General features: G+C 40.9%; 26 protein-coding genes. 3 read left to right on the top strand and 23 right to left on the bottom strand.

Features of this window, described 5'->3' with window-relative positions; all coding sequences use genetic code 11:
• The 16 genes from SST111_RS05490 to SST111_RS05410 all read right to left on the bottom strand — a co-directional run.
• The coding region (locus SST111_RS05490; protein WP_099810294.1) for an IS110 family transposase at positions 1–941 on the bottom strand (941 nt) is incomplete at its 3' end.
• A gap of 172 nt (positions 942–1,113) precedes the next feature.
• A complete protein-coding gene (locus tag SST111_RS05485) occupies positions 1,114–1,767 on the bottom strand; it encodes a phosphatase PAP2 family protein (RefSeq protein ID WP_029177621.1) in 654 nt (217 codons plus the stop codon).
• 24 nt (positions 1,768–1,791) lie between these two features.
• On the bottom strand, positions 1,792–2,349 hold the full coding sequence (locus SST111_RS05480; RefSeq protein ID WP_099810293.1) for an ECF transporter S component: 558 nt from the start codon (positions 2,347–2,349) through the stop codon (positions 1,792–1,794).
• Positions 2,350–2,794: 445 nt separating this feature from the next.
• Entirely contained in the window at positions 2,795–3,340 is a 546-nt protein-coding gene (locus SST111_RS05475) for a tRNA (cytidine(34)-2'-O)-methyltransferase (RefSeq protein ID WP_002942783.1), read from the bottom strand.
• A gap of 376 nt (positions 3,341–3,716) precedes the next feature.
• The gene (locus SST111_RS05465; protein ID WP_180274029.1) at positions 3,717–5,492 is read right to left on the bottom strand and encodes an oligopeptide ABC transporter substrate-binding protein; all 1,776 of its coding nucleotides are present in this window, start codon (positions 5,490–5,492) and stop codon (positions 3,717–3,719) included.
• Positions 5,493–5,988: 496 nt separating this feature from the next.
• On the bottom strand, positions 5,989–6,228 hold the full coding sequence (gene yidD / locus SST111_RS05460; RefSeq protein WP_024375837.1) for a membrane protein insertion efficiency factor YidD: 240 nt from the start codon (positions 6,226–6,228) through the stop codon (positions 5,989–5,991).
• On the bottom strand, positions 6,228–6,959 hold the full coding sequence (locus tag SST111_RS05455; protein ID WP_024375836.1) for a pseudouridine synthase: 732 nt from the start codon (positions 6,957–6,959) through the stop codon (positions 6,228–6,230). Before SST111_RS05455 ends, yidD begins: the two co-directional genes overlap by 1 nt.
• Entirely contained in the window at positions 6,949–7,518 is a 570-nt protein-coding gene (gene scpB, locus SST111_RS05450) for an SMC-Scp complex subunit ScpB (protein ID WP_099810291.1), read from the bottom strand. The genes SST111_RS05455 and scpB overlap by 11 nt, the downstream gene beginning before the upstream one ends.
• The gene (locus SST111_RS05445) at positions 7,502–8,221 is read right to left on the bottom strand and encodes a segregation/condensation protein A (protein ID WP_099810290.1); all 720 of its coding nucleotides are present in this window, start codon (positions 8,219–8,221) and stop codon (positions 7,502–7,504) included. The genes scpB and SST111_RS05445 overlap by 17 nt, the downstream gene beginning before the upstream one ends.
• Entirely contained in the window at positions 8,221–8,952 is a 732-nt protein-coding gene (gene xerD, locus SST111_RS05440) for a site-specific tyrosine recombinase XerD (protein WP_099810289.1), read from the bottom strand. Before xerD ends, SST111_RS05445 begins: the two co-directional genes overlap by 1 nt.
• The gene (gene cbpB / locus SST111_RS05435; protein ID WP_024418592.1) at positions 8,949–9,407 is read right to left on the bottom strand and encodes a cyclic-di-AMP-binding protein CbpB; all 459 of its coding nucleotides are present in this window, start codon (positions 9,405–9,407) and stop codon (positions 8,949–8,951) included. The genes xerD and cbpB overlap by 4 nt, the downstream gene beginning before the upstream one ends.
• Complete coding sequence (locus SST111_RS05430) at positions 9,404–9,931, bottom strand: metallophosphoesterase (protein ID WP_024415847.1); 528 nt, start codon at positions 9,929–9,931, stop codon at positions 9,404–9,406. Before SST111_RS05430 ends, cbpB begins: the two co-directional genes overlap by 4 nt.
• Positions 9,904–10,914: a nucleoside-triphosphate diphosphatase gene (locus SST111_RS05425; protein ID WP_099810288.1), complete on the bottom strand. Its 1,011-nt coding sequence runs from the start codon at positions 10,912–10,914 to the stop codon at positions 9,904–9,906. Before SST111_RS05425 ends, SST111_RS05430 begins: the two co-directional genes overlap by 28 nt.
• On the bottom strand, positions 10,911–11,705 hold the full coding sequence (gene racE / locus SST111_RS05420) for a glutamate racemase (RefSeq protein ID WP_099810287.1): 795 nt from the start codon (positions 11,703–11,705) through the stop codon (positions 10,911–10,913). The genes SST111_RS05425 and racE overlap by 4 nt, the downstream gene beginning before the upstream one ends.
• Positions 11,706–11,794: 89 nt before the next feature.
• Entirely contained in the window at positions 11,795–12,037 is a 243-nt protein-coding gene (locus SST111_RS05415; protein WP_024375830.1) for a YneF family protein, read from the bottom strand.
• Positions 12,038–12,109: 72 nt separating this feature from the next.
• Positions 12,110–13,357 (bottom strand): diaminopimelate decarboxylase, encoded by a 1,248-nt coding sequence (locus SST111_RS05410; protein WP_099810286.1) that lies wholly within the window; start codon positions 13,355–13,357, stop codon positions 12,110–12,112.
• A gap of 133 nt (positions 13,358–13,490) precedes the next feature.
• Here SST111_RS05410 and pepC point away from each other — a divergent pair, with 133 nt between their 5' ends.
• On the top strand, positions 13,491–14,822 hold the full coding sequence (gene pepC / locus SST111_RS05405) for an aminopeptidase C (RefSeq protein ID WP_099810285.1): 1,332 nt from the start codon (positions 13,491–13,493) through the stop codon (positions 14,820–14,822).
• 48 nt (positions 14,823–14,870) lie between these two features.
• Here pepC and SST111_RS05400 read toward each other — a convergent pair whose 3' ends face one another.
• The 3 genes from SST111_RS05400 to SST111_RS05390 are packed head-to-tail and all read right to left on the bottom strand — an operon-like array spanning position 14,871 to position 16,863.
• Positions 14,871–15,572: a Bax inhibitor-1/YccA family protein gene (locus tag SST111_RS05400; RefSeq protein WP_099810284.1), complete on the bottom strand. Its 702-nt coding sequence runs from the start codon at positions 15,570–15,572 to the stop codon at positions 14,871–14,873.
• A gap of 21 nt (positions 15,573–15,593) precedes the next feature.
• Positions 15,594–16,076 (bottom strand): HD domain-containing protein, encoded by a 483-nt coding sequence (locus tag SST111_RS05395; RefSeq protein ID WP_099810283.1) that lies wholly within the window; start codon positions 16,074–16,076, stop codon positions 15,594–15,596.
• A gap of 46 nt (positions 16,077–16,122) precedes the next feature.
• Entirely contained in the window at positions 16,123–16,863 is a 741-nt protein-coding gene (locus SST111_RS05390; protein ID WP_099810282.1) for a TrmH family RNA methyltransferase, read from the bottom strand.
• Positions 16,864–16,993: 130 nt separating this feature from the next.
• Between SST111_RS05390 and SST111_RS05385 the strand changes: the two genes are divergently transcribed.
• Both SST111_RS05385 and yidC read left to right on the top strand, forming a co-directional pair.
• Positions 16,994–17,275 (top strand): acylphosphatase, encoded by a 282-nt coding sequence (locus SST111_RS05385; protein ID WP_002942735.1) that lies wholly within the window; start codon positions 16,994–16,996, stop codon positions 17,273–17,275.
• A gap of 69 nt (positions 17,276–17,344) precedes the next feature.
• Positions 17,345–18,259, top strand: a complete 915-nt coding sequence (yidC, locus tag SST111_RS05380) for a membrane protein insertase YidC (protein ID WP_002938297.1) — start codon at positions 17,345–17,347, stop codon at positions 18,257–18,259.
• Positions 18,260–18,342: 83 nt separating this feature from the next.
• Here the strand turns inward: yidC and greA are convergent, their stop codons facing one another.
• From greA to murC, 4 genes are all read right to left on the bottom strand, one after another.
• Positions 18,343–18,825 carry a transcription elongation factor GreA gene (greA, locus tag SST111_RS05375; RefSeq protein WP_002938298.1) on the bottom strand — a complete coding sequence of 161 codons (483 nt, stop codon included), beginning with the start codon at positions 18,823–18,825 and terminating at the stop codon, positions 18,343–18,345.
• Positions 18,826–18,898: 73 nt separating this feature from the next.
• Positions 18,899–20,716: an endolytic transglycosylase MltG gene (gene mltG, locus SST111_RS05370; protein WP_099810281.1), complete on the bottom strand. Its 1,818-nt coding sequence runs from the start codon at positions 20,714–20,716 to the stop codon at positions 18,899–18,901.
• A 71-nt stretch (positions 20,717–20,787) separates the two neighbouring features.
• Positions 20,788–21,273: a GNAT family N-acetyltransferase gene (locus SST111_RS05365; protein ID WP_044672777.1), complete on the bottom strand. Its 486-nt coding sequence runs from the start codon at positions 21,271–21,273 to the stop codon at positions 20,788–20,790.
• A gap of 55 nt (positions 21,274–21,328) precedes the next feature.
• Complete coding sequence (gene murC, locus SST111_RS05360; RefSeq protein ID WP_024399631.1) at positions 21,329–22,660, bottom strand: UDP-N-acetylmuramate--L-alanine ligase; 1,332 nt, start codon at positions 22,658–22,660, stop codon at positions 21,329–21,331.
• Position 22,661 lies beyond the last annotated feature (1 nt).

Genomic DNA, 22,661 nt, shown 5'->3' with positions numbered 1-22,661 from the left:
CTTTTCAATTCTTTGGATTTATACCCAATAGTCCCCTTAGCCAATGATTGTGCAGCTTCTATCAGAAGTCGTCTTACATGGCTATTCCCAGCTTTGGTGATAGCACCTCTTCTCTCCTTGTCACCGCTAGAATTTTCGTTAGGAGTCAGCCCAAGATAAGAAGCAAACTGTTGAGCTGTCACAAAGCGATTAAAATCACCTATTTCTGTCACAATGGAAAGAGCAGTTAATGTTTTAATGCCAATAAAGCAAGAAAGCCGTGAGACTTTCTCTTGATAACTGTCGCTTTGAGCCAGTTGCTCAATTCGTGCATCATACCGTTCAATTTGATCTACTAATTTCTCATAGGTCAATAGGTATTCTGTCAAAATCTCTGCGTAGAGCCCCTCAGGATTTAGGGAATGGAGCCAGCGGACATGTTTCTGTGTCCAATTATTGCTTCCCTCGGTATAGCGAAAATCATGTCGGAGACAGAAGGCAAGAATTTGTTGTTTAATTTTCTTCAGAGCCACTTTGTGATCTGTTCTCATACGGATATATTCTTTGACTTGTTCATCCTCAGCAGTAGGAATATGAACAGGTCGATAGCTACGAAAGGCCAGAGCTTTTGCGAGCTGAGCCGCATCTTTCTTATCAGTCTTAACACGCTTAGATCCTTCCTTCATCACCGTTGTAGGCGCCATCACGATACAAGGAATCCCGTGAGCTTGTAGCTGGTGATATAGGGTAAATCCAAGACATCCGGCTTCGTAGCCACATAACACTTCTGCATCTTGACCATATAAACGACGAAGCTCATTCACATAGTTCACAATATAGCTAACATTTGGACCAACTTTAGTGCTATGTTTGAATTGATTGGTCATCATATCATAATAGCAGAGTGAAAAACTTTCTTTGTGAACATCCATTCCGATGAAAAGTGTGGTAAAATGAAACATATAAGACCTCCAATTGAGTGTGGTAATTCCTGTTAGAAGTTGATTGTTTTTTTATTCTAGTGTACAGGTAAATCCACGAATTCTCAACTGGGGGTCTTTACATATTGTCTATAATAGAAAGATGACAAGTTAAAACTCCTACCTTTTACAGTAGGAGTTGGTATCAAATTGACTATTTTTGCTTACTTTGGAAACGCCATTCAAAGCGTTTCTGATCGTAAAATGGATACATCATTTGTAAAAGAGTGACGGCAAGTAGCCAACCACCGATAATATCTGTCGGGTAGTGAACCCCAATATAGATACGGGATACAGCTACTAGGACAGCAAGTAGAATCAACACGGCTTGTAGCACAAGTCTAGCTATGCCTTTCTTCATCCTCTGGTGAACAATAATAACAACTGCTCCTGCAATCATCATAGTTGATGCAGTATGCCAGCTAGGAAATGAATAACCGATGGTATCAATCAACCATTCAATACTTGGACGCGGACGTTGGTAGACATATTTCAGGGCTGTGGATGCCACACCCATCGCCGCAAAACTAGCAAGTAGGAAATAAGCTTCTATCTTCCATTTTTTATAGTAGTAAAAGATAGCAGCTAGAATCATGGTAATAGCTAAAATAATAACCGTATTTCCTAAAACAGTAATAGAGGTCCAAAATTGACTGGCTCCACTTGGTAAATTTCCACGAATGGCAGACTGGACAGTTGAGTCAAAACCTGCTAGGGTACTAGGATAAAATTTTACTACATAGCCCAATATCACAAAGGCCAGAGCAAAAAAAGATGCGTTTCGTAAATGGATTTGTTTATTCTTCATACAGTATAGTTTACCTTATAAAGGTTAAACTTTCTTTAAAATAGGTTGGGCTGCTTTGTAACAGATATAAAATATTGCTGAAAGCACAATCCCTTGTAAAAGATTAAAAGGAAGTACCATCATCAAAAGATAGTTAGTCAGACCCAAGATTTCTTTAATATCAAAATTTGCAAAGGCTGCATAAACAGGCACCGCATAAACGTAATTTAATACCAGCATCACTGCTGTCGAACCAATTGTCGCAACAGCGGCTGCTTTTAAATAATTTTTTATCGTTTGTTCATTTTTCCAGAAATAAGCTACTGCTAAAATGAAAACTGACATAGCTGCAATATTCATCGGTAAGCCAATAATTGTCGATGGTCCCTGATTATTTAAAATCAGTTTGAGAAAAGTTCGTACCAAAAGGATAGCAAAACTAGACTTCATATCTAGAACAAGCAGACCAAATAAAATCGGTACGAGAGAAAAATCCACTTCCAGGAAACTGGCTGTTGGAATCAGCGGAAATTTCAAATACATGAGCAGAAAGGATACTGCTGAGAGAATGGCGATAATCGTCATTTTGCGTGTGTTTGTCATAAGGTTCCTCCAATTTTTGAAAATTGAAGAAGCGTGGAAGAGCAGGCAAAAAGCCTCCACTTCGTCTTCTCCCATCCAGACTTTACTGTCGGTTGTGGAATTGCACCACATCAGCTTTCGCTCGCAGACTGTACGTGTCTTTCTTTCTATTTTATGGCTTCGTTAAGTCGGCTTGACATACCCTTAGTATAGTCTGCACCTCCTTGCCTAGTCCTAAAATGAAACAACAACACTTTTTTTGAGTGTTGCTTAAGATTTTTCTATCAGTCTAGGCGACAAGGCGAAGGCATAACTGGAGTTAGGCAAGCCTGGTCAACGACGAATGAGAGAAAAAGAAAAGCAAGAATCAAAAAAATCACTGCCGGTCGGGAATCTCACCCTGCCCTGAAGACTATTTCATCATACCAAAAAAGCCTTGCATTTGCAAGAGCTTGGTAAGTTTTCACTATTTTAACTTGTCCCCATCATAGGTGTGAACCAAATCTAGACCAACGAACTGTTGCTGCCGAAGAGCCTCATATACAATCATACACGCTGTATTAGAGACATTAAGACTACGCACATGTTCATCATTCATTGGAATACGGATAGCCTTCTCTGGATGTTCACGCATAAAATCTTCTGGTAAGCCCTTATCTTCACGACCAAATAAGAAATAATGAATGTTCCCATCATTATAGTCTTCATCCGAATAGGTTTTCTCAGCAAATTTAGACACTAAGTGAACACGTCCTTGTTTGCTGGCATAATCCATAAATTCTGCTAAATTGTCATAGAAGCGAACATCTAACTTATCCCAATAATCTAGTCCTGCACGTTTCATCTTACGGTCATCAATTGGAAATCCCATAGGCTTAATGATATGGAGAGGACTATTGGTTGCAGCACAAGTTCGAGCAATATTGCCTGTATTCTGTGGAATCTGTGGTTCAAATAAGACAATGTGGTTTTTGGCTGTTTCTTCTATATACTCTAATGTTTCAATATTCATAAGGACCTCTCTGGTGACATTTCACTAAATACGAATACCCTTCGAAAATCAAATCCAAACCATGTCAGCTTCATTTTGCCGTATACCGTGCTTGTTTTCTAGTTTCTTTTTTTGATTTTCATTGAGTAAAAAGACTCGACTGTCTCCTATGGCAAGAAAGACAAAAAAATAGCCACACTGCCCGGAGTCAAGCTCAGCAAACAGCATGGTGAATGATGATTCATTCACTTAACTCACAACAGGTTTGAGTTAAATCAATGAAATCGTGATACTATTGTAGCTTAAAGAAGGCTGAAAATCAAGAGTTTTGCCCCATTTTTTTCAAATTTTCATAGAAAATGAAAAAGGAGAGCAAATAAACTCCCCTTTATTACATTTATTCTGCTGCAATCCCTTTTTCCGCAGTCAACTCAAGATTTTCATGGCCTGATTTGCTGTCCGAACCGATATAAACGTCGTAATATTTAACGCGTTTGTTAACGGCAGTAATACTTTCACGTTCAAAGGTTGGAATTGCAAAGGCTTGTTCGAATGCATATTCTTGCCAAGCTTTGTAGTTTTCAATATTTTTCTGTTCGTCAAATGACTCAGCAGAGGTAATTTTATTTAAAAGTGCTGTGTTTTCATCTGAAACGAAGCGAGTATAGTTGTACATCGCTTCAGGTCCCCACAATGATGTCGGGTCTGGATCTAGACCGGCAATCCAAGCAGCAAGATAGACATCAATCCCCTCATCATTGGCAGCAATTGATTCATAGAAAGTATTGTACTCAATGGTTCTTCCTGTATAGAGTTCCACATTCAAACCAATTTCTTTCCACCATGTAAGGTATTGCTGTACCATGGTTTCTTGCGTTTCGGTTGATTTCTGTGCTGCAACACTGATGGTAAGTGGTTTTCCAGCAGCATCTTCACGCATACCGTCTCCATCAACGTCTTTATATCCTGCCTCATCGAGAAGTTTCTTAGCCTTTTCAGGATCATAACTATAGCCAGCTAGTTCTGAATCGTGAACATCTCCAAAGAAAGAGATAATTAGTGAGTTTGTCGGGTGATACAAGCCGTTATATAATTTCTCTCCAATCACCGCATTGTCCAACGCATATCCCATTGCTTGACGCAATTTAACATTATTCATCTTAGCATTAGGATTGGTCACATTTTTACCGCTGGTCTCATCGTACTTACCAAGATTGAAGCCAATATAATTGTAAATACCATCCAGACTACCTAGCAAAGTAATATTTGATAAGTCCTTGTAAGATTCGTACTGGTCTGTTGGCATATCAGCAATATCATAATTGCCTGCTCTCATTTCTGCAACAATCGTATCTGGTGAAACAATATCAATCCTGTAACTGTCTAGCTTAACTTTCCCTTTAAAGTAGTACTCATTTGGTACATAGGTCACCGACTCGCCATTGACAATTTCCTTGACCTTATAAGGGCCCATACCGACAACTTTTGCCGTACGAGAATACTCACTTGATTCCCAATCTTTGACTGCAATGTCTTTAAAAATGTGTTTCGGCATGACTAAATGAGGTACTCCCCCACCAGCATACATCATGGATGGAGACATTTCTTTCACTGAGAGAATTACCGTATAGTCATCAACCTTCTTAACACCTGAAATTTCACTTGCTGTTCCAGCCTGAAATTCTTCAAAGCCAATGATATTTGTATAGGTAGTGTCTGCACGAACCCCTGTATAGTCTGGACTAGCTAGTTGTTCGATTGTGAAAATATAATCATCGATGGTGAAGGCTTCTCCATCGGACCACTTATAGTCCTTGCCTGTCAAACTAACGGTAACTGTCTTTGCGTCTACATCAAACTCTGCCTTAGCAAGGCCTGAATCGTCTAACTTACGAGCTGAATCATATCCAAACATAGAAATATCAACCATGTCTGCAAAGGTTGAATCTACCGCCGTTTGTGATAATTCATCAATTAAGATACCGGTCGAAGGCGCCGAAGCTACCAAGGCATATTTGAGACTCCCGCCTTCAATAGTTTGTCCTTCGTTTGTCACTTCTGAGTTAAATGTCAGAGCAACATCGCTCGTCTTTTCTTTAGTTTGACAAGCTGTTAACGCTGCAATAGAAAGCAGACCGATACCAGTTAAAGCGATGTTTTTCATTCTTTTCATATCTCTACCCCATTTATATATTTTGAATAGTATAGCACGATTTAGCATAAATATGCAACTACCTTACCAACAATGTTCGCCTTTGAGTATTCTCACTTTTTCCATTTTAACTAAAAATAGCAGCGAATAGAGGTAAAAAAGAGTACCTCTTCAGCCACTACTGCTTCTTCGTTTTTTATGATAGTCCACTAAGCCCAATACTCAATGAACTCGGAAAAGTATAGTCTTGTCTGTAACAAAAAGGAGAGTCATTTGGTTGATCTTTGATTCCTTCGACGAGCGGAGGCTGGGCAAAAAGACCAACCTCGCTTCTCAGCGTTCGTGTCAACATCTGAGCGCAGTGATTGATTGGCTATAACAGTCCAGTGGACTGTTAATATTGAGGCGAACTTGCTTCGCCCTATCTCCAGGCCTTAAAAGGTTCCCCAAACCTTTTGAGAGAGTACTAAAGGCAACCTAAAAACCTATATTTATACAAAACAAAAAGTAGGTTGCCCTACTTCTGCTTATTTCTTTTCAAACTAAACCTGTCCGGCACAGGATCTTCCCCACCTTCCACAAAGGGATGACAGCGACCAATTCGAGCCAACCCCATCAAAAAGCCCTTGAGTCCATGTTTTTGCAAGGCCTCGATCATATAAGTGGAACAAGTTGGACGGTAGCGACAGGAAGGTGGAAAGAGGGGGGAAATAAATTTCTGATAGAATCGGACCAAGCCGATCAAGAGTCTAGTCATTATTTTTTAACTGGCTTAGTAACAGCCAGGGTATGCAGTTTGCTGATGTCTTTTTTGTTGAGTTTTCGGTATTCTCCTGGACGCAAACCAGTCAGGTCCAAATTCCCAAAGCGGGTACGAGACAGTTTATCTACCTGCAAGCCGACAGCCTCAAACATCTTCTTAACCTGGTGGTTTCGACCTTCATGGATTGTTAATTCTACAACTGAGCGGTTCTTAACAGGATCCACCTTGATAATCTCGTACACTGCAGGCTTAGTCTTTTTGCCATCAATGACAACACCACGGGTCAAGGGACGCAAAACTTCCTTGTTGGCAACCCCTTTGACACGCGCCAAATAAACCTTGTCAATCTCATTTCGTGGGTGAATCATCTCGTCTGTAAAATCACCGTCATTGGTCAAAATCAAGACTCCAGATGTATCCCAGTCCAGACGTCCTACAGGATAAATCCGCTCCTTAACTGTTGGCAACAAGTCCACGACAGTCTTTCGTCCCTTGTCGTCTGACACACTAGAAATGACACCACGTGGCTTATTGAGGAGATAATAGACCTTCTCTTCGTTGTAGATTGGTTGTCCTTCGACTTCCACAATATCTCCAGACTTAATAGTAGTTGCCAACTCACGGACAACTTGACCATTGACAGTTACTAGGCCTTGTTTTATCAATTCTTCTGCCTTACGACGACTGGCAACTCCAGCATGGGCAATGTATTTATTAATTCTCATTTTCTAACTCATTTCTTTCTACGAATAGCTCTGTTTCTTCTTGAATCAAATCTATATCAGACACATCAGGCAATTCTTCTAGACTATTAATTCCCATGTAATCCAGAAAATAATCCGTTGTCACATAGAGATTGGGCCTGCCAAGCACCTCTTTCTTCCCATTCTCACGAATGAGGTCAAAGGCCTGTAATTTACTGATGGCACCACTGGAATTGACTCCGCGAATATCATCAACTTCAATCCGAGTAATGGGTTGCTTGTAGGCTACGATTGATAAGGTTTCCAAAAGAGCCCGTGACATAGTCTGATTGATTGGTGTTTTGGCATAGATTCGCAAAAGGTTTGCATATTCTTTTTTAGTAACCAACTTGTAGCGATTGGAGGATTCTAAGAGAGCCAATCCTGATGCCTGGTCGGCCATGTATTTTTCACTGAGTTTCTCTAATTGCTGACTAACAGCTGTGGGCTGCAATTCCAACATTTCAGCCAAATTGCGCAAACTCAAGCCATCCTCACCTGCCACAAAGAGCAGGACTTCGATTTCAGCTAAGCGATTCATCTTCACTCCTTACTAGATAAATATCTCCAAAAGTCTCTGTCTGCTCCAAGACGATTTCATGAACCTTGACCAATTCCAAAGTCGCAAGGAAGATCGTAATCATTTCATTAACATCTTGACTTTCTTGAAAAAGCTGACGGAGTTCAAGGCGTGGACCAATCTCGAAACGACTGCGAACAAAGTCCATCATGTCTTCGATTTTATATTCATCACGGGCAATGGTCGCATGAGACTGACGAAGGCTTGCCTGTTTTTCAGCCATTACTTTAGAAAAAGCTAGGAAAATGTCAATGACGGTCTTATCCTTGGCTAACTGAACATCCTCATAAATCAAATCTAATTTGGGTTTTGAAAAATAATTGGCCCGTTCATCATGTTGCTCCCCTAATTTCTCACTGAGAAGCTTGAACTTGCGGTATTCTTCCAACTGGTCCAAGAGGTCCATTTCAGGATCATCTTCGGGATCAATTTGCTCAACAACCTTCGGCAATAACCGACGACTTTTGATGACCATCAATTGACTGGCCATGAGCATATATTCTCCCGCCACCTCTAAACGCATGGCTTGTAAGGTAGCAATGTAGACCAAATATTGCTCAATAACCTCTGTAATCGGAACCTCGTAAATGTCTACTTGATACTTGGACACCAGGTGTAGCAGGAGATCAAGTGGCCCTTCAAAATCTTTTAATTTTATATCCATTATCTAAATTTTTCCAAACTCATGCTTGTTTTTAGTCCCAACTGCTTGGCGATTTGGTCCAAGGATTTTCCTTCGTCTATCTGTTTTAGAATATACTGCTCCCGTAATTTTTGGGCTGTCCAATCAGGCTTGCCGATGGACTGGACAAATTCTGTCAGACGATTAAAAAACCATTGACGAGAATAGGTCTGTCCCTTCTTATCGAAGACATAGCGTCCAGACAGATGAGACTCCATATAGGGTATCAATTCCTTGGGTAGAGTGAGCACGCGCTTGGTTGCTCCCTTCTCAACTGTCAGGACTTGAAAATCCAGATTGACCTGCTGACTAGTCAGCTCTGCTATTTCACTAGGAGTCAGCCCTAGTAAGGCAATCAAAAGAGCAATCAGTTGCCCATCAAGCCAAGGACTTTCTTGAAAGAGGAGATTTAAATCCTCACGCTCCAGTTTCTTTTTGACGCTGGCTGGACCTGACATCGTTTGTAATTTATAAAAACGATCCAGGAGATTATTTTCATAAAGAAAGTAGAGAAATTGATTGACCGCTGACATTTTTCTTTTCTGAGCAGCAGGTTTCAAGTCTAGAAGAGACTGCTGATAGACCAAAAGAGACTGTTGGCTAATCTCCCCCTTTGTTACTGTCACAAACTGCTGCAGGTCATAGGTATAGGACTTTTGGCTGTTGACACTGACCTTTTTGCTCTGGATAAAAGATTCAATCGCCTGCTTCATTTCTTGCCTTCTTTTGATGCTAGGGGAAAATTATGCAAGAGAGCATTGATGGCTTTCAGAATGGATTTGCGGGTAATAATGCCTAGAAATTCTCTATTTTCCCCAAGGACGGGTAAGAAAGATTGATCTACTAGCTTGCGCATCACTTCTGTCAAATCATAATCCAGACCAACAGTCTCTTCATCTGTCTTTACAATCACAGAAATATCTCTGTTTAACTCATCATCCGATAGTTCATTTTCAGCTTGATATTTAATGATTTCTGTCAAGCCAATGGTGCCGAAGAAAAGACCATCTTCTGTTACCACAGGTACGCGTGAATAGGTCATGTGACTGAGTAACAGTTTTGCATGGTCAATATTATGCGTATCAATAATTACTGCCAATTTATCCGCTGGTGTCAAGAAAGTTTCTTCTTGGTCCAACAAAAAGGCCTCAAATTCTCGTGCAATCATCTTGAAATATCCTTTGTCAATGCTGGGTAAAGTTGGTGCTGTCGATTGTAGTAATCCACATGGAAGTGATCATCATAGATGGTCACAAGAGCATAGAGACATTCTCTGACCAAACCACGAGGTTGACTAACGGAGCCAGGATTGAGGAAGAGGGTCTTGCCACGCACTTCGGCATCAGGCACATGCAGATGCCCATACAAACAAATATCCGCATCAACTTCCTGTGCCCAATAATCCAACCGCTGCCAGCCGTAATTAATACCATAAAGATGACCATGAGTCTGAGCGATAGTCACACCGTCCAATTGAGTAATGAGCTGGTCAGGGCAACCACCAAAATAGTCGCAGTTCCCATTGACCACTTGAATGCCGTCCCACACACTATCTTGACTATCCAGCTCCGAATCACCATTGTGAAAGATAGCATCGACCTTGCCAAGATAGTGGTTTTTAATCTCTTCTACAATCTGTCTATCCCCATGAGAATCACTCATGACTAGGATTGTTTTGCTTGCTCCTGCCATACTGGAAATGCCTCCACTAATTTTTCTAGTGCTTGTGCACGGTGGGAAATCTTATTTTTTTCTTCTAGGGTTAATTCTGCCGAGGTCTTACCTGTTTCACCTACGAGGAAAAGTGGATCATATCCAAACCCATTTTCCCCACGGAGGTCCATACCGATAAAGCCTTCCCAGTCCGCTTCGACAACCAAACTATCGCGATTTGGAGCAGCCATGACCAGAGTACAATGGAATTGTGCCGAACGATCTTTCAGTTCAAATACCATGGCCAATTCGTGCAAGAGCTTGGCATTATTGAGCTCGTCTGTGGCATCTGGACCTGAAAAACGTGCAGACCAAACTCCTGGCAAGCCACCTAAAGCATCAACCTTCAAACCTGAATCATCTGCCAAGACCATCTTGCCTGTCAGCTCTGCTATGGTTTCAGCCTTGAGCCGCGCATTTTCCTCAAAAGTCATCCCAGTTTCTGCTACATCTGGCAGGTCAGGATAGTTGTTGAGGTTCTCGACTTGGTAGCCAAATCGTTCAAAAAACTTACGGAATTCCTTGGTCTTACCTTCATTTTTTGTAGCAATCAAGATGGTATCTCCTACGCTTGCCAATCCCTTGTCTTGACCGAAGAAATCTGCCGTGCTTACTCCTGCTTGGGGTAGATGAACCAAGAGAAGCTTGTCATTTTCTGTTACCAGAATAGCCCCTTGGTGTTGGAGAACCTTGAATTGACGATTGTTTAACTCATTCAAAACATCACAGGCAAATTGGAAGAGGGCAAAGTCCGACTGAAGTTTGATCACTTCAATTTTGACACACTGATTGAAGTTCTCATCTTCATAGTTACCAGCAATCAGTTTGTCAAACAATTGACCAATCTGGTAAATTTCCTGCTCTCTTCCATTTTCACCAAATGAACCAAATAGATTGGCAAAGCTGGCTTTTCCGATAAACCAATTGTGCTCATCTCTGTATTCGTATATCTTGTCTGTCATAGTTCTACATGCTCCACATGAATATCAATGCCCATCCAGCTTTCAGCTATTTCTTTAAAAGCTGTCGGACTAGCTGTTGTGTAAAATCTGTGCTGAGTATCCTGTTCGGTACGGCTGCGGTTGATTTGAAAATAATTTAATAAAACCGAAATATCCCGCGCACACTCTGCCCCACTGTCAATCAACTTGACATCCTTGCCCATGGCATTCTGGATGATAGGGCGGAGCAGAGGGTAATGGGTACAGCCCAAGACCAAGGTGTCCACTTTCCCAACGAGTGGCCGAAGTGTCTCGTAAACAACCTTTTTGGCAAGACTGGATTGGTGGCTATTAGACTCAACCAGTGGTGCAAATTTGGGACAGGCCAGACTGGCTACCTGCGTTTCTGGAGAAAGGGCCTGAATCTTTTGTCGATAAATATCTGATTGAATGGTCATAGCCGTTCCTAAGACACCAACCTTACCAGTTTGCGTTGCCTTAATAGCTGCCGAAGCACCTGGTAAAATTACACCCAAAACAGGAATATCCAATTTTTCCTTGACTTCTTCCCAGGCTACTGCTGTTGCCGTATTGCAGGCAAAGACAATCATTTTTACATTTTTTGTCAAAAGGAAATTGACCAACTGCCACGTATATTCTCTGATTTGTTCCGCTGGACGGGGTCCATAAGGTGCTCGTGCAGAATCTCCGATATAAACAATTTCTTCATGGGGAAGTTGACGCATTAACTCACGCGCAACCGTTAATCCCCCCACACCTGAATCTAAAAAACCTATTGGTCGATTATCCATAATACTGAGAATAGCCAGAAAATCTGACTAGCCTTTCTTTTCTACTCAAAAAATGGGATCTGGGAATGAATATCCCAGTCCCAGTTTGATTATTTTTTCTTGCTTGCCACTTTTTGTTGGCTCTTGATTTGGCGAAGTACTTGTTGTACTTTTGCTTCGCTTGGTTTTTGCCCCATTTGACTCATCATCAAGCGCAAAGCATTTTCATCCAAAACTGGCTTATCAGCAATATAGTTTTCCACTTGTTTGCGAGACAAGTAAATACCCAAGGCTACACCACCTGCAAATGCCACAAGCACCAAAACAATTACTAAACCGATACCTAATTGCATATCAATCTCCTCAAATCTTTATTTCTACATAACTGCTTCTATTATACCAAATTCAGAAGGCTTTTCCAAGACTTACCTGTCAAAATCAAAACCGTAAATGGTCGCGAAATAATCCTCAGGAGTTTCAGCACGACGAATCATACGCGCTGTGCCATCTTCCTGCAAAAGAATTTCAGAAGAACGCAGACGACCGTTGTAGTTGTAGCCCATGGAGAAGCCGTGGGCACCACTGTCATGAATGACCAAGGTGTCTCCTACTTCTGCCCGTGGTAATTCACGATTAACCGCAAACTTGTCGTTGTTTTCACAGAGGGATCCTGCCACATCCACCACTTCGATTGGCCCATCTGGGCGCGTGATATTTGTGATATGGTGGTAGGCGCCATAGAAAGCAGGACGCATAAGGTTGGCAGCCGAAGCATCGACACCAATATAAGTCCGATAGGTTTCCTTACGATGAAGCACTTTGGTAATCAAGTGACCATGTGGCGCCAACATAAAGCGACCCAATTCTGTAAAGATTTTGACATGCCCCATACCAGCTGGCGTGAGAATTTCCTCATAAACCTTGCGAACTCCCTCACCAATGATAGCAATGTCGTTTGGTTCTTGCTCAGGACGATAGTTGACCCCAATCCCACCTGATAGGTTGATGAAGTCCAAGGTCACACCTGTTTCCTCACGAATTTCCAAGGCTAATTCAAAGAGTTGACGAGCTAAGACAGGATAGTAGTCATTGGTAACGGTGTTAGAAGCCAGAAAGGCATGGATTCCAAATTCCTTGACACCCAATTCTTTTAGCTCCTTATAGCCTTTCATCAACTGTTCCTTGGTCATGCCAAACTTAGACTCTTCTGGGTGGTCCATAATATCCGTTCCCAGCGAGAAAACTCCACCTGGATTGTAACGGAGGCAGACTGTTTCTGGGATACCAGCAACATTTTTCAAAAACTCAATATGCTCATAGGCATCCAAGTTGATAGTTGCCCCAACTTTTCGAGCATAGACAAATTCTTGCGCTTGGGTATCATTGGATGTAAACATGATGTCTTTAAAGCCTAATTTTTCACTCATGAGCACCTCTACATCCGTTGCACAGTCCACTCCACAGCCCTCTTCTTGCAAGATTTTCAAAATGGCTGGAGTTGGTGTTGCCTTGACCGCAAAATATTCCTTAAAGCCTTTGTTCCATGCAAAAGCTGCATTTAAAGCACGTGCCTTCTCACGAATGCCTTTTTCATCATACAAATGAAAAGGAGTCGGAAATTGCTCCGTAATGGTTTCTAAAACTTCTTTACTAACAAATGGTGTCTTGGTCATATCTCTACCTCATCAAATATTTTTCCTATTATATCACAAATATGTGAGGAACTGTAGCTTTCAACTCCACCAAATACTTGCAAAATAAATTATGAGCGCTATAATGTGATTATCATTAAAAAAGGAGTAATATATGTCAACATTAGATTTTGATTTTACAGAACGCTTGTATGCCAACTATCTAGCTAATCCAAGCCTACAGGCAACCGAAAATGCCGTTAGCCACAACGGACTTTTGAAATCCTTAGAAACACGCCAAAGCGCCATCGACAATGACTATGTCTTTTCAATCGACTTGACCAAGGACGCTGTTTCAAACCAAAAGGCTTCTGGACGTTGCTGGATGTTTGCTGCATTAAACACCTTCCGCCACAAACTCATCTCTGACTTCAAACTTGAAAATTTCGAGCTATCACAGGCCCATACCTTCTTTTGGGATAAATATGAAAAATCCAACTGGTTCCTCGAACAAATCATTGCCACAGCTGACCAAGAAATTGGTAGCCGTAAGGTAAAATTCTTATTGGATACCCCGCAACAAGATGGCGGTCAATGGGATATGGTTGTTGCCCTATTTGAAAAATATGGTGTGGTACCGAAATCCGTCTATCCAGAATCTATCCCATCCAGTGCCAGCCGTGAGCTCAATCAGTACCTTAACAAATTGCTCCGTCAAGATGCACAAATCTTGCGAGACCTCCTTGCCAAAGGAGCTTCCTCGGAAGAAGTTCAAATACAAAAAGAAAACTTACTTCAAGAAATCTTTAACTTCCTAGCCGTCAACCTTGGACTCCCTCCACGTAGCTTTGATTTTGCATATAGAGATAAAGACAACGTCTATCACCGCGATACAAATGTGACACCTCAGGCATTCTACGAGAAATATGTTGGTTTGAAACTATCTGACTATGTCTCCATTATCAATGCTCCTACAACTGACAAACCTTACAATAAATCTTATACAGTCGAATTATTGGGGAACGTCGTTGGCGCCCCTGCTGTCCGCTACCTCAATGTAGAAATGAACCGTTTTAAAGAACTAGCTATTGCCCAACTCAAATCTGGTGAGTCCGTTTGGTTTGGTTCCGATGTCGGTCAAAGCAGCAACCGTCAAACTGGTATTATGGCAACCAACACCTACGACTTCTCTTCAGGTCTGGGTATCCATTTCCATCAAGACAAGGCTGGAAGATTAGACTACTCCGAGAGCTTGATGACCCACGCTATGGTCTTAACTGGTGTTGATTTAGATGACAATGAGCAACCTCTCAAATGGAAAGTAGAAAACTCTTGGGGTGACAAGGTTGGTGACAAGGGATATTTCGTCGCATCAGATAGCTGGATGGACGAGTACACTTATCAGATTGTTGTCCGAAAAGAATTCCTCACACAAGAAGAACTAGCAGCTTATCAAACTCAACCACAAGTCCTTGCCCCATGGGATCCAATGGGAGCTCTAGCATAACAAACGACATATAAAAAAGAGGGCAACCCTCTTTTTTATATGTCATAATTAGTCTCTACTCAAACCACCAAAGATACGGAGTAGGTGGAGGAAGAGGTTGATGAAGTCAAGATAGAGCTGAAGCGCCATGGATACGACCCACCCTTGGCCAACATTACCACCAGTTTGTTCGAAAACATTGCGGATACGTTGGTTGTCATAAGCAATCAAACCTGAGAATACCAAAACAGAAATGATAGACATCATAAAGCTTAGACCAGAGCTACGAAGGAAGATATTAATAACACTTGCAATAATAATTCCCCATAGAGCTGCACGCAATGCCTGAGCCATACCAGAAAGATCCTTCTTCGTTGTCATCCCAATTACAGCCATGATAGCAAACATAAGAGCCGCTGACACAAAGGCGAGTACAACTGTTTCGCTGGTATAGAACATCAAGATCATGCTGATGGTAAGCCCATTTGTTACTGAGTAGGCAAGAAACATTGGTAGAGCCATTGGGCTATTTTTAGCTGCCATTGCTGAAGCAGAAACAACCAAGGCAATCTGACCAATCATAATCAGCATCATGATGATGGAGCCTGCACTCAGCAGACTAAGCAATAAAGATTGAAAGACGGTCACAGCCAAGAAAGAAACTAAAGCTGATAGACCAATTCCCATGGCAACCACACCATAAATTTTACCGAAGAAACGGTTGAGGGCGGTATTATCCACCTGATTAATAATAAATGAATCGTTATTCATACTATTCTCCTTTAAATCATTTTATTGAAAACGAAAGACCTTACGATTTTTCCACTTGTGTTGTAAGGGCAGACTCCACTCTCTCACAGCCCAATACTTATCCACAAATGTCACAATCCAGGATTCCTTGTAGCGAGGAGGAGCGATTGTCGCACCAAACATATGCTTCACAATGATGTCTTCTTCTAGTTTATTGAGTTGAATGAGTTTCTGAGCATTGCGTTTAGCAATTCGTGGATGAACCCAAGCATGGCTCTTGTTGAATTTGGTATCTCTCCAATCATAGAAGAATAAATCATGCAATAGACCACCACGAGCTGTTGACTTGGCATCCCAACCAAATTTTTTCGCAATCTTATAGCTTGTATAAGAGACATTGATGGAATGTTCCAAGCGCGTGGAGTAATAATGATGAGGGATTTTCCCCAATTTTTGCACCTTGGGTGTGGCAATCAAGTGCCCCACGTAATGCATGTATTCTTTATCTTGTTTATATGCAACCATTCGTTAACCTCGTTGGAATATTATACCACACTATAGTACACTTGGCTTAAATAAAGCTAAACAATAAAATTCCTGTTGCAATCGCCACATTGAGGCTTTCCGCCTGCCCTGGCATGGTGATGTGAACAAGTTGATCCGCCTCATCGGCTACAAAAGTTGAAATTCCTTGGCCTTCATTTCCCATGACCAAGGCAAAACTCGGATTTGGCGTAACTTCCTTATAGTCAACCGACTGACTAGAGAGGGTTGTTGCCAAGATTTCTATCTGATTGCTTTTTAAAGCAGAAAAAATAGCAGTCATCGGCATTCGATAAACTGGCAAGTGGAAATGACTCCCTTGCATGGAACGCAGAACTTTCATATTGTAAATATCTGCCGACTTATCCGATAGAAATACTCCATCAAAACCAGCTGCATCAGCTGTACGAATCATAGTACCAACATTTCCAGGGTCCTGCACATCCTCCAGAACCAAAAATTTTCCTGTTAAGACATCGGGTAAGGTCTGATTTGATAAGGACAGTTGAGCTACTACCCCTTGTGGTGTCCGTGAGTCTGCCAAATCCTGCATAATATCTGAACTGACAACTGTTACATTGGATAAGCCAGTAACCCGATGAACATGTTCTTCTGATACCAAAATATGTTCAATAGGTACTTTGGCTGCCAAAGCCTCCTCCAACAAATGCCAACCTTCAATCAAATAAGAAGAAGTACGGTATTTTTTCTGTTGTAATTTCTTAACCTGCTTGACCAAATGATTGGCCTTTGAGCGAATGATCTCCATGAATGCCCCTTTTTCTTTTACTGCTCAGCAACCTCAATTTTCCAACGGCTAAATCAATTATCTTGATTTTTGAACAGTCTTACCCAACCATGATATAATAAAGTAAATGTCTTGTCAAAAGGAGAAACTTATGCGAAAGGTAAAAATGATTGCATCTGGTCGTGTGCAAGGAGTCGGCTTTCGTTGGTCTGTTCAATTTTTAGCTGTGGAAATAGGCGACATCTACGGCAGAGTTTGGAATAATGATGATGGAACTGTCACCATTTTAGCTCAGTCAGATAATGCTGAGAAGCTCAGCCATTTTATCCATGAAATTCGGAAAGGGCCTTCTCGTATGGCCAAAGTCACCTATCTAGATGTCACCCTAGCCAACTTCGAAGACTATAAGGATTTTCAGGTGGCGTATAGATAAAACTTGTATATTTTGAACAAAAAAAGTAAAATAGAGAGTATACTGAAAAAAACAAAGGAACGAAAAAAATTGAAAAATAAACGTTTATTCATGTTGTCAGGCATGGCCTTATCAACACTTCTTTTCTTATCTGGTTGTGTTCAAACTGATAAAAGCGGAAATCCTACAGGTCTCATTTGGGATTGGTTGGGACAACCAATGTCCAACTTGATTCGCTTCTTTGCAGAAGATCAAGCTCTAGGATTTGGTCTTGCTATTATCATCGTCACCTTATTGGTTCGCTTCATCATCCTCCCATTGGGAATTTACCAATCTTGGAAAGCTGCTATCCAATCTGAGAAGATGAATTATCTCAAACCGATTTTAGGCCCAATCCAGGAGCGCATGAAAAATGCAAGCTCTCAAGAAGAGCAACTTGCTGCGCAACAAGAGTATTTTGCAACTCAAAAACAATACGGTGTGAGCATGCTCGGCGGAATTGGTTGTTTGCCGATGCTGATTCAAATGCCATTCTTCTCTGCAATCTACTTTGCGGCTCGCCATACACCAGGAATTTCAGAAGCTACTTTCCTTGGTATTAATTTAGGTTCAACTAGCCTGATTTTGACAGTTGTTGCTGGTATTTTATACTATGCCCAATCGCTCTTAATGCAAGTCGGCATGGATGAAGAACAGAAAAAACAAATGAAAACCATGGCTCTGATGAATCCAATTATGATCATGATGTTCTCATTTGGGTCTCCTGCTGGAGTGACTCTCTACTGGGTTGTCGGTGGTCTCTTCGGCATTCTTCAACAAGCTATTACAAACTTCATTTTGAAACCTCGTATTCGTAAACAAGTGGAAGAGGAATTCAAAAATATCACAGTGTCAGCAACTCCTCGTAAAACGAAGGACGTTACTCCAACTGCTTCAGCAGTTATTGAAGAAAAGACATCTAACAAGAAGAGAAACCGTAATGCAGGAAAACAACGTTCTAGATAATAAACACTAAAAGATTGGAATTTCCAATCTTTTTTAGTACCTTCGTGAATAAAAAGAGAGAATCTTTCGACCCTCTCCACATCTTATTTCGTTTTTTCAACCTTCAAGATTTTTACATCATAGCTACCAGCAGGTGTTTCAATTGTTGCAACATCTCCTGTTTTTTTACCAATCAAAGCATGGCCAATTGGGCTTTCATTTGAAATCTTATTTGCAAAGGCATCTGCACCTGCAGCACCAACGATATGATAGACTTCTTCCTCGGTCTCACCAACTTCTTGAACAGTCACAGTCTTACCAATCGCTACTTCATCCGCAGCAACTGCATCACTGTTTACGATTTCAGCATAGCGAATCTTTGTTTCGATTGTTGAAATTTGACCTTCAACAAAAGCCTGTTCATCTTTAGCTGCTTCGTACTCAGAGTTTTCTGAAAGGTCTCCGTAAGAACGAGCAATCTTAATACGTTCAACAATTTCTGGTCGACGAACTAACTTTAGTTCCTCTAGTTCTTTTTCTAATTTTTCCTTTTCTTCCAAGGTCATTGGATATGTTTTTTCTGCCATTTGTCTTTCCTTTTCTTTTATTTTTCATGAAAACAAAATTATGTGGAAAACCACATAATTTTGTTATAAGAATTTACTCATTATCAAGATGTGCATTTACATACTTAGCAACGTTTTGGTTATGTTCATCAATATTATTTGTAAAGTAAACACTTCCAGTTGTAACATCTGCTACAAAGTAAAGATAGTCTGTCGTGTTGGCATTAATCACTGCCTCGATAGCCGAAAGGCTTGGACTATCCACTGGTCCAGGCATCAATCCTGGTGTCCAATAAATGTTGTATGGTGACTCAATTGATGTATCAATCGCTGCATCTTCTGCCAGAGTTGTTTCTTGACCAAGTTTACCCTGAGCATACAAGATTGCAATATTGGATTGTAGAGGTATTGCTGCATTCAAGCGGTTAAAGAAGACACTTGCAATGTTTCGACGATCTTCATCAGTAGAACTTTCTTTTTCAACCAAAGATGCCAAGGTAAGAACTTCATTTACAGTCAAATTCTTAGCAGCAATCGTTTCATAATATGGTTGTAAACGATTATCCATCGCGGCAATCATTTGCTCAACGAGCTCTTCGATAGTTGTTTCGTCGCTGTATTCATAAACCGCTGGGAAGAGGTAACCTTCCAACTGATAAATAACTCCACTATCAGCAGCAGGTAAGCTGGCAAACAATTTTGGATAAGTAGCAACCATTCGATTAATAAAATCTTGGTTGGTCACAGTAGCCATAAATTGTTCTGTGGTAAATGGTGTTTTATCATTTTTATCTTCTGTCTTGGTATTATCTGTAATAGCCTGAGCAATTTGTGTCAGTGTATACCCTTCAACAATCAAAATCTTACCTGCGGCTTCTTTTTGAGCTGTCGGAGTGCCACTTTCTTGAAGTGCTTTGGCGATGTCATCCACAGACATATTTTGTTTTAAATTATAAAAACCACTTTGGAAATTATTATAGCTCTTAATTTTAGAGTAGTAATTAAAAATAGTAGCATTCTTAATCAACTTGTTGTCAACTAAAATTTTACCAATTTCTAAAGTTGAAGATCCTTCTGGAATCTCTACCTGAATAGCTTCTGTAGCTTTTGCATTAACTGGTTCCAGACTAGATTTTACCCACATATAACCAGTAACACCTGTCACTAGAACTGCCACTACAACAATCGACATGATAACAGAGACAATGCGTTTCGCAGCGTTATCTTGTTTTTTACGACGTTGCTTGCTTGTTCTGTGGGTTGTTCTTCTTCTGGGTTGTGTTTCCTGCATCTGCTTGTCTACTTCTGGAACAATAGCCGTTGTCTTTGGAGCTATAATCGTTTCTTCCAGTGAGATAACCTCTGTATCACCAGTTACAGCTGATACATCTTCCGTTGGAAATTCCAAAAATGTATCTTCCAAAGAAGACTTCTCTGAAAGGACAGGCTCAACTGGTTCGGAAACCAACGAGCTTGATGGAGCCTCGTCAAATTCTACAGTATTAGCCGCTACAAGGTTTCGTAGCTCTTCCAAGTTCCTCTCCACCGTATCTTGAGGAACCGGACTTGAAATGACTTCTTTTTCAATCACAAAAGTCTCTGGAGTAGCCAAAGTTTCTGATGTTGGCTCTTCAATACTTTCCGTCATCACTTCTGATTCTTGCTGTTCTTCTGGCAAGTATGAATCAGGGAAAGCAATACCTTCTACTTTTACAATTTCAGGCTCTCTATGGAGGGCTTTTTCTTCGGCAAGACTAGGCTGGAGCTCGTTGATAATTTCGTTACGCTTATCAACAAGAACATCCGCTGATTGTTCCGCCAAACGTTTCACCTTCAATTCTTCCAAATCTCGTAAAATTTGATCGCGGAAGCTTGAAGACTGCGTGTTTTTTTCATTCGTATCCTTTGTCACGCTGTTACTCCTTTCACACAGTTACTATACATTATATCTTAAAGGCTTATGAATTGCAAGAACTTCCCTTTCTACAAGGCTTTCCAGTACATATCACTCCACCTTTGTCCTCCAAATTGCGACAAGGAGGGGCCAAAATCTTCAAACTGGTTCATTTCATAGTAGCCAATCAAATACTCCTTACAGGTTAGAGCAATGCCTTCAAATCCTCCCGCTAAAGCCACTTCTTTTATGGCTGCCAACAAAAGAGTTCCCACTCCCTGTCCTTTATAGGTATCCGCTACGGATAGACTGGCAATAGCTAGGTGACCGCCTGTTGGCATGTCACTCTCTGTCAAGTAAAAAATATCGTCTGTAACAGTCTGCGAAACAGAAGGACAGGATAATAAATATCCTGCTATTTCCCCATCGTGTTCCATTATTAAACAGGTTTTACTCAAAGCATTCAGATAAATGGCAAGAACAGACTCAGCTATCCGTTCCTCTTTAGAAAAATTGGCATTTTCAATCAAAACAACTTGTTCTAAATCCGAAGGAGTAGCAAAACGAATTTCCATAATTTTCTCCCTTATATAGCGGAAAAACAGGGGCCATAGGCCTCCGTCTTTCTTTTTATTGGACGTTATTTGTAAGATTTGATAAGAGTCTTTCGAAGGAATATTCATAGGACTGAATATCACCAGCTCCCATAAATACATATACTGCATTGTCATGGTCTAAAAGTGGTGAAGTGTTTTCAACTGTAACAAGTCCACCTTTTTTGTTGATTTTAGCCGCCAAATCTTCTACCTTAACCTGACCGTTGTCTGTTTCACGCGCTGATCCATAAATTTGAGCAAGGTAAACTGCATCTGCTCCATTCAAAGCATCTGCGAACTCATCGAGAAGCGCAATGGTACGAGTGAATGTATGTGGTTGGAAAATGGCTACCAACTCCTTGCTAGGATACTTCTGACGTGCCGCATCAATGGTTGCAATGATTTCCGTTGGATGGTGAGCAAAGTCATCAATGATAACAGTATCATTGACAATTTTCTCCGTAAAGCGACGTTTGACACCTCCAAATGTCTTCAAGTGTTCTGCAACCAGTTTCAAATCAAATCCAGCAATATAGAGATTGGCAATAACAGCTGTTGCATTCATCACATTATGCTTGCCAAAGGTTGGAATTTGGAATTCTCCCAACTCTTCTTCACCATGGCGAACTTTGAATTGTGAACCACTTGTAGAAGGCTTCAAGTCATAGGCAACAAAATCATTATTGTCTTCCAAGCCATAATAGTAGATTGGAGCATTTGCCGTGATACGACGAAGTTGCTCATCTTCACCAAAAACGAAGAGAGCTTTTTTTACTTGCTTCGCATAATCATTGAAAGCATTGAAAACATCCTCTAGACTAGTGAAATAATCTGGATGGTCAAAATCAATATTGGTAATGATGCTGTATTCAGGATGGTATGGGGCAAAGTGACGTTCGTATTCATCGGATTCGAACACAAAATACTGAGCATTTGCCGAACCGCGACCAGTACCATCACCAATCAAGAAGGAAGTATCTGTGATATTGCGCATAACATGTGCCAATAATCCCGTTGTGGAGGTCTTACCATGGGCACCAGCAACACCGAGGCTCGTAAAACCTTTCATAAATTCACCTAGAAATTCATGGTAACGTTTGTAGGTATAGCCCTGGGCATCAGCATAAGCGATTTCCACATTGTTATCTGGACGAAAAGCATTACCAGCAATCAATTCAACATCTGCTGTAATATTTTTCTCATCAAACGGTAAAATCTGAATCCCAGCTTGTTCAAGCCCGCGTTGTGTAAAGTAGTATTTCTCTACATCACTACCTTGAACCTTGTGCCCCATTTGATGCAACATAAGAGCAAGTGCGCTCATACCTGATCCCTTAATTCCGATAAAATGATAGGTTTTTGTCATG

Source organism: Streptococcus suis YS161, assembly GCF_002760245.1.
Classification (GTDB): Bacteria; Bacillota; Bacilli; order Lactobacillales; family Streptococcaceae; genus Streptococcus; species Streptococcus suis_I.
This window is presented reverse-complemented; position numbering and strand designations above follow the sequence as displayed.

Excerpts from the sequence above, each read along its gene's own strand:
- pepC (WP_099810285.1), top strand. The coding sequence starts at position 13,491 with ATGTCAACATTAGATTTTGATTTTACAGAACGCTTGTATGCCAACTAT.
- SST111_RS05425 (WP_099810288.1), bottom strand. The coding sequence starts at position 10,914 with ATGACAGACAAGATATACGAATACAGAGATGAGCACAATTGGTTTATC.
- SST111_RS05455 (WP_024375836.1), bottom strand. The coding sequence starts at position 6,959 with ATGAGAATTAATAAATACATTGCCCATGCTGGAGTTGCCAGTCGTCGT.
- SST111_RS05385 (WP_002942735.1), top strand. The coding sequence starts at position 16,994 with ATGCGAAAGGTAAAAATGATTGCATCTGGTCGTGTGCAAGGAGTCGGC.
- SST111_RS05365 (WP_044672777.1), bottom strand. The coding sequence starts at position 21,273 with ATGGAAATTCGTTTTGCTACTCCTTCGGATTTAGAACAAGTTGTTTTG.
- SST111_RS05390 (WP_099810282.1), bottom strand. The coding sequence starts at position 16,863 with ATGGAGATCATTCGCTCAAAGGCCAATCATTTGGTCAAGCAGGTTAAG.
- SST111_RS05415 (WP_024375830.1), bottom strand. The coding sequence starts at position 12,037 with ATGCAATTAGGTATCGGTTTAGTAATTGTTTTGGTGCTTGTGGCATTT.
- SST111_RS05430 (WP_024415847.1), bottom strand. The coding sequence starts at position 9,931 with ATGGCAGGAGCAAGCAAAACAATCCTAGTCATGAGTGATTCTCATGGG.
- SST111_RS05475 (WP_002942783.1), bottom strand. The coding sequence starts at position 3,340 with ATGAATATTGAAACATTAGAGTATATAGAAGAAACAGCCAAAAACCAC.
- SST111_RS05480 (WP_099810293.1), bottom strand. The coding sequence starts at position 2,349 with ATGACAAACACACGCAAAATGACGATTATCGCCATTCTCTCAGCAGTA.
- SST111_RS05485 (WP_029177621.1), bottom strand. The coding sequence starts at position 1,767 with ATGAAGAATAAACAAATCCATTTACGAAACGCATCTTTTTTTGCTCTG.
- SST111_RS05445 (WP_099810290.1), bottom strand. The coding sequence starts at position 8,221 with ATGGATATAAAATTAAAAGATTTTGAAGGGCCACTTGATCTCCTGCTA.
- SST111_RS05400 (WP_099810284.1), bottom strand. The coding sequence starts at position 15,572 with ATGAATAACGATTCATTTATTATTAATCAGGTGGATAATACCGCCCTC.
- xerD (WP_099810289.1), bottom strand. The coding sequence starts at position 8,952 with ATGAAGCAGGCGATTGAATCTTTTATCCAGAGCAAAAAGGTCAGTGTC.
- cbpB (WP_024418592.1), bottom strand. The coding sequence starts at position 9,407 with ATGATTGCACGAGAATTTGAGGCCTTTTTGTTGGACCAAGAAGAAACT.
- scpB (WP_099810291.1), bottom strand. The coding sequence starts at position 7,518 with ATGAATCGCTTAGCTGAAATCGAAGTCCTGCTCTTTGTGGCAGGTGAG.
- SST111_RS05410 (WP_099810286.1), bottom strand. The coding sequence starts at position 13,357 with ATGACCAAGACACCATTTGTTAGTAAAGAAGTTTTAGAAACCATTACG.
- racE (WP_099810287.1), bottom strand. The coding sequence starts at position 11,705 with ATGGATAATCGACCAATAGGTTTTTTAGATTCAGGTGTGGGGGGATTA.
- murC (WP_024399631.1), bottom strand. The coding sequence starts at position 22,660 with ATGACAAAAACCTATCATTTTATCGGAATTAAGGGATCAGGTATGAGC.
- yidD (WP_024375837.1), bottom strand. The coding sequence starts at position 6,228 with ATGACTAGACTCTTGATCGGCTTGGTCCGATTCTATCAGAAATTTATT.
- greA (WP_002938298.1), bottom strand. The coding sequence starts at position 18,825 with ATGGCAGAAAAAACATATCCAATGACCTTGGAAGAAAAGGAAAAATTA.
- SST111_RS05395 (WP_099810283.1), bottom strand. The coding sequence starts at position 16,076 with ATGGTTGCATATAAACAAGATAAAGAATACATGCATTACGTGGGGCAC.
- SST111_RS05465 (WP_180274029.1), bottom strand. The coding sequence starts at position 5,492 with ATGAAAAGAATGAAAAACATCGCTTTAACTGGTATCGGTCTGCTTTCT.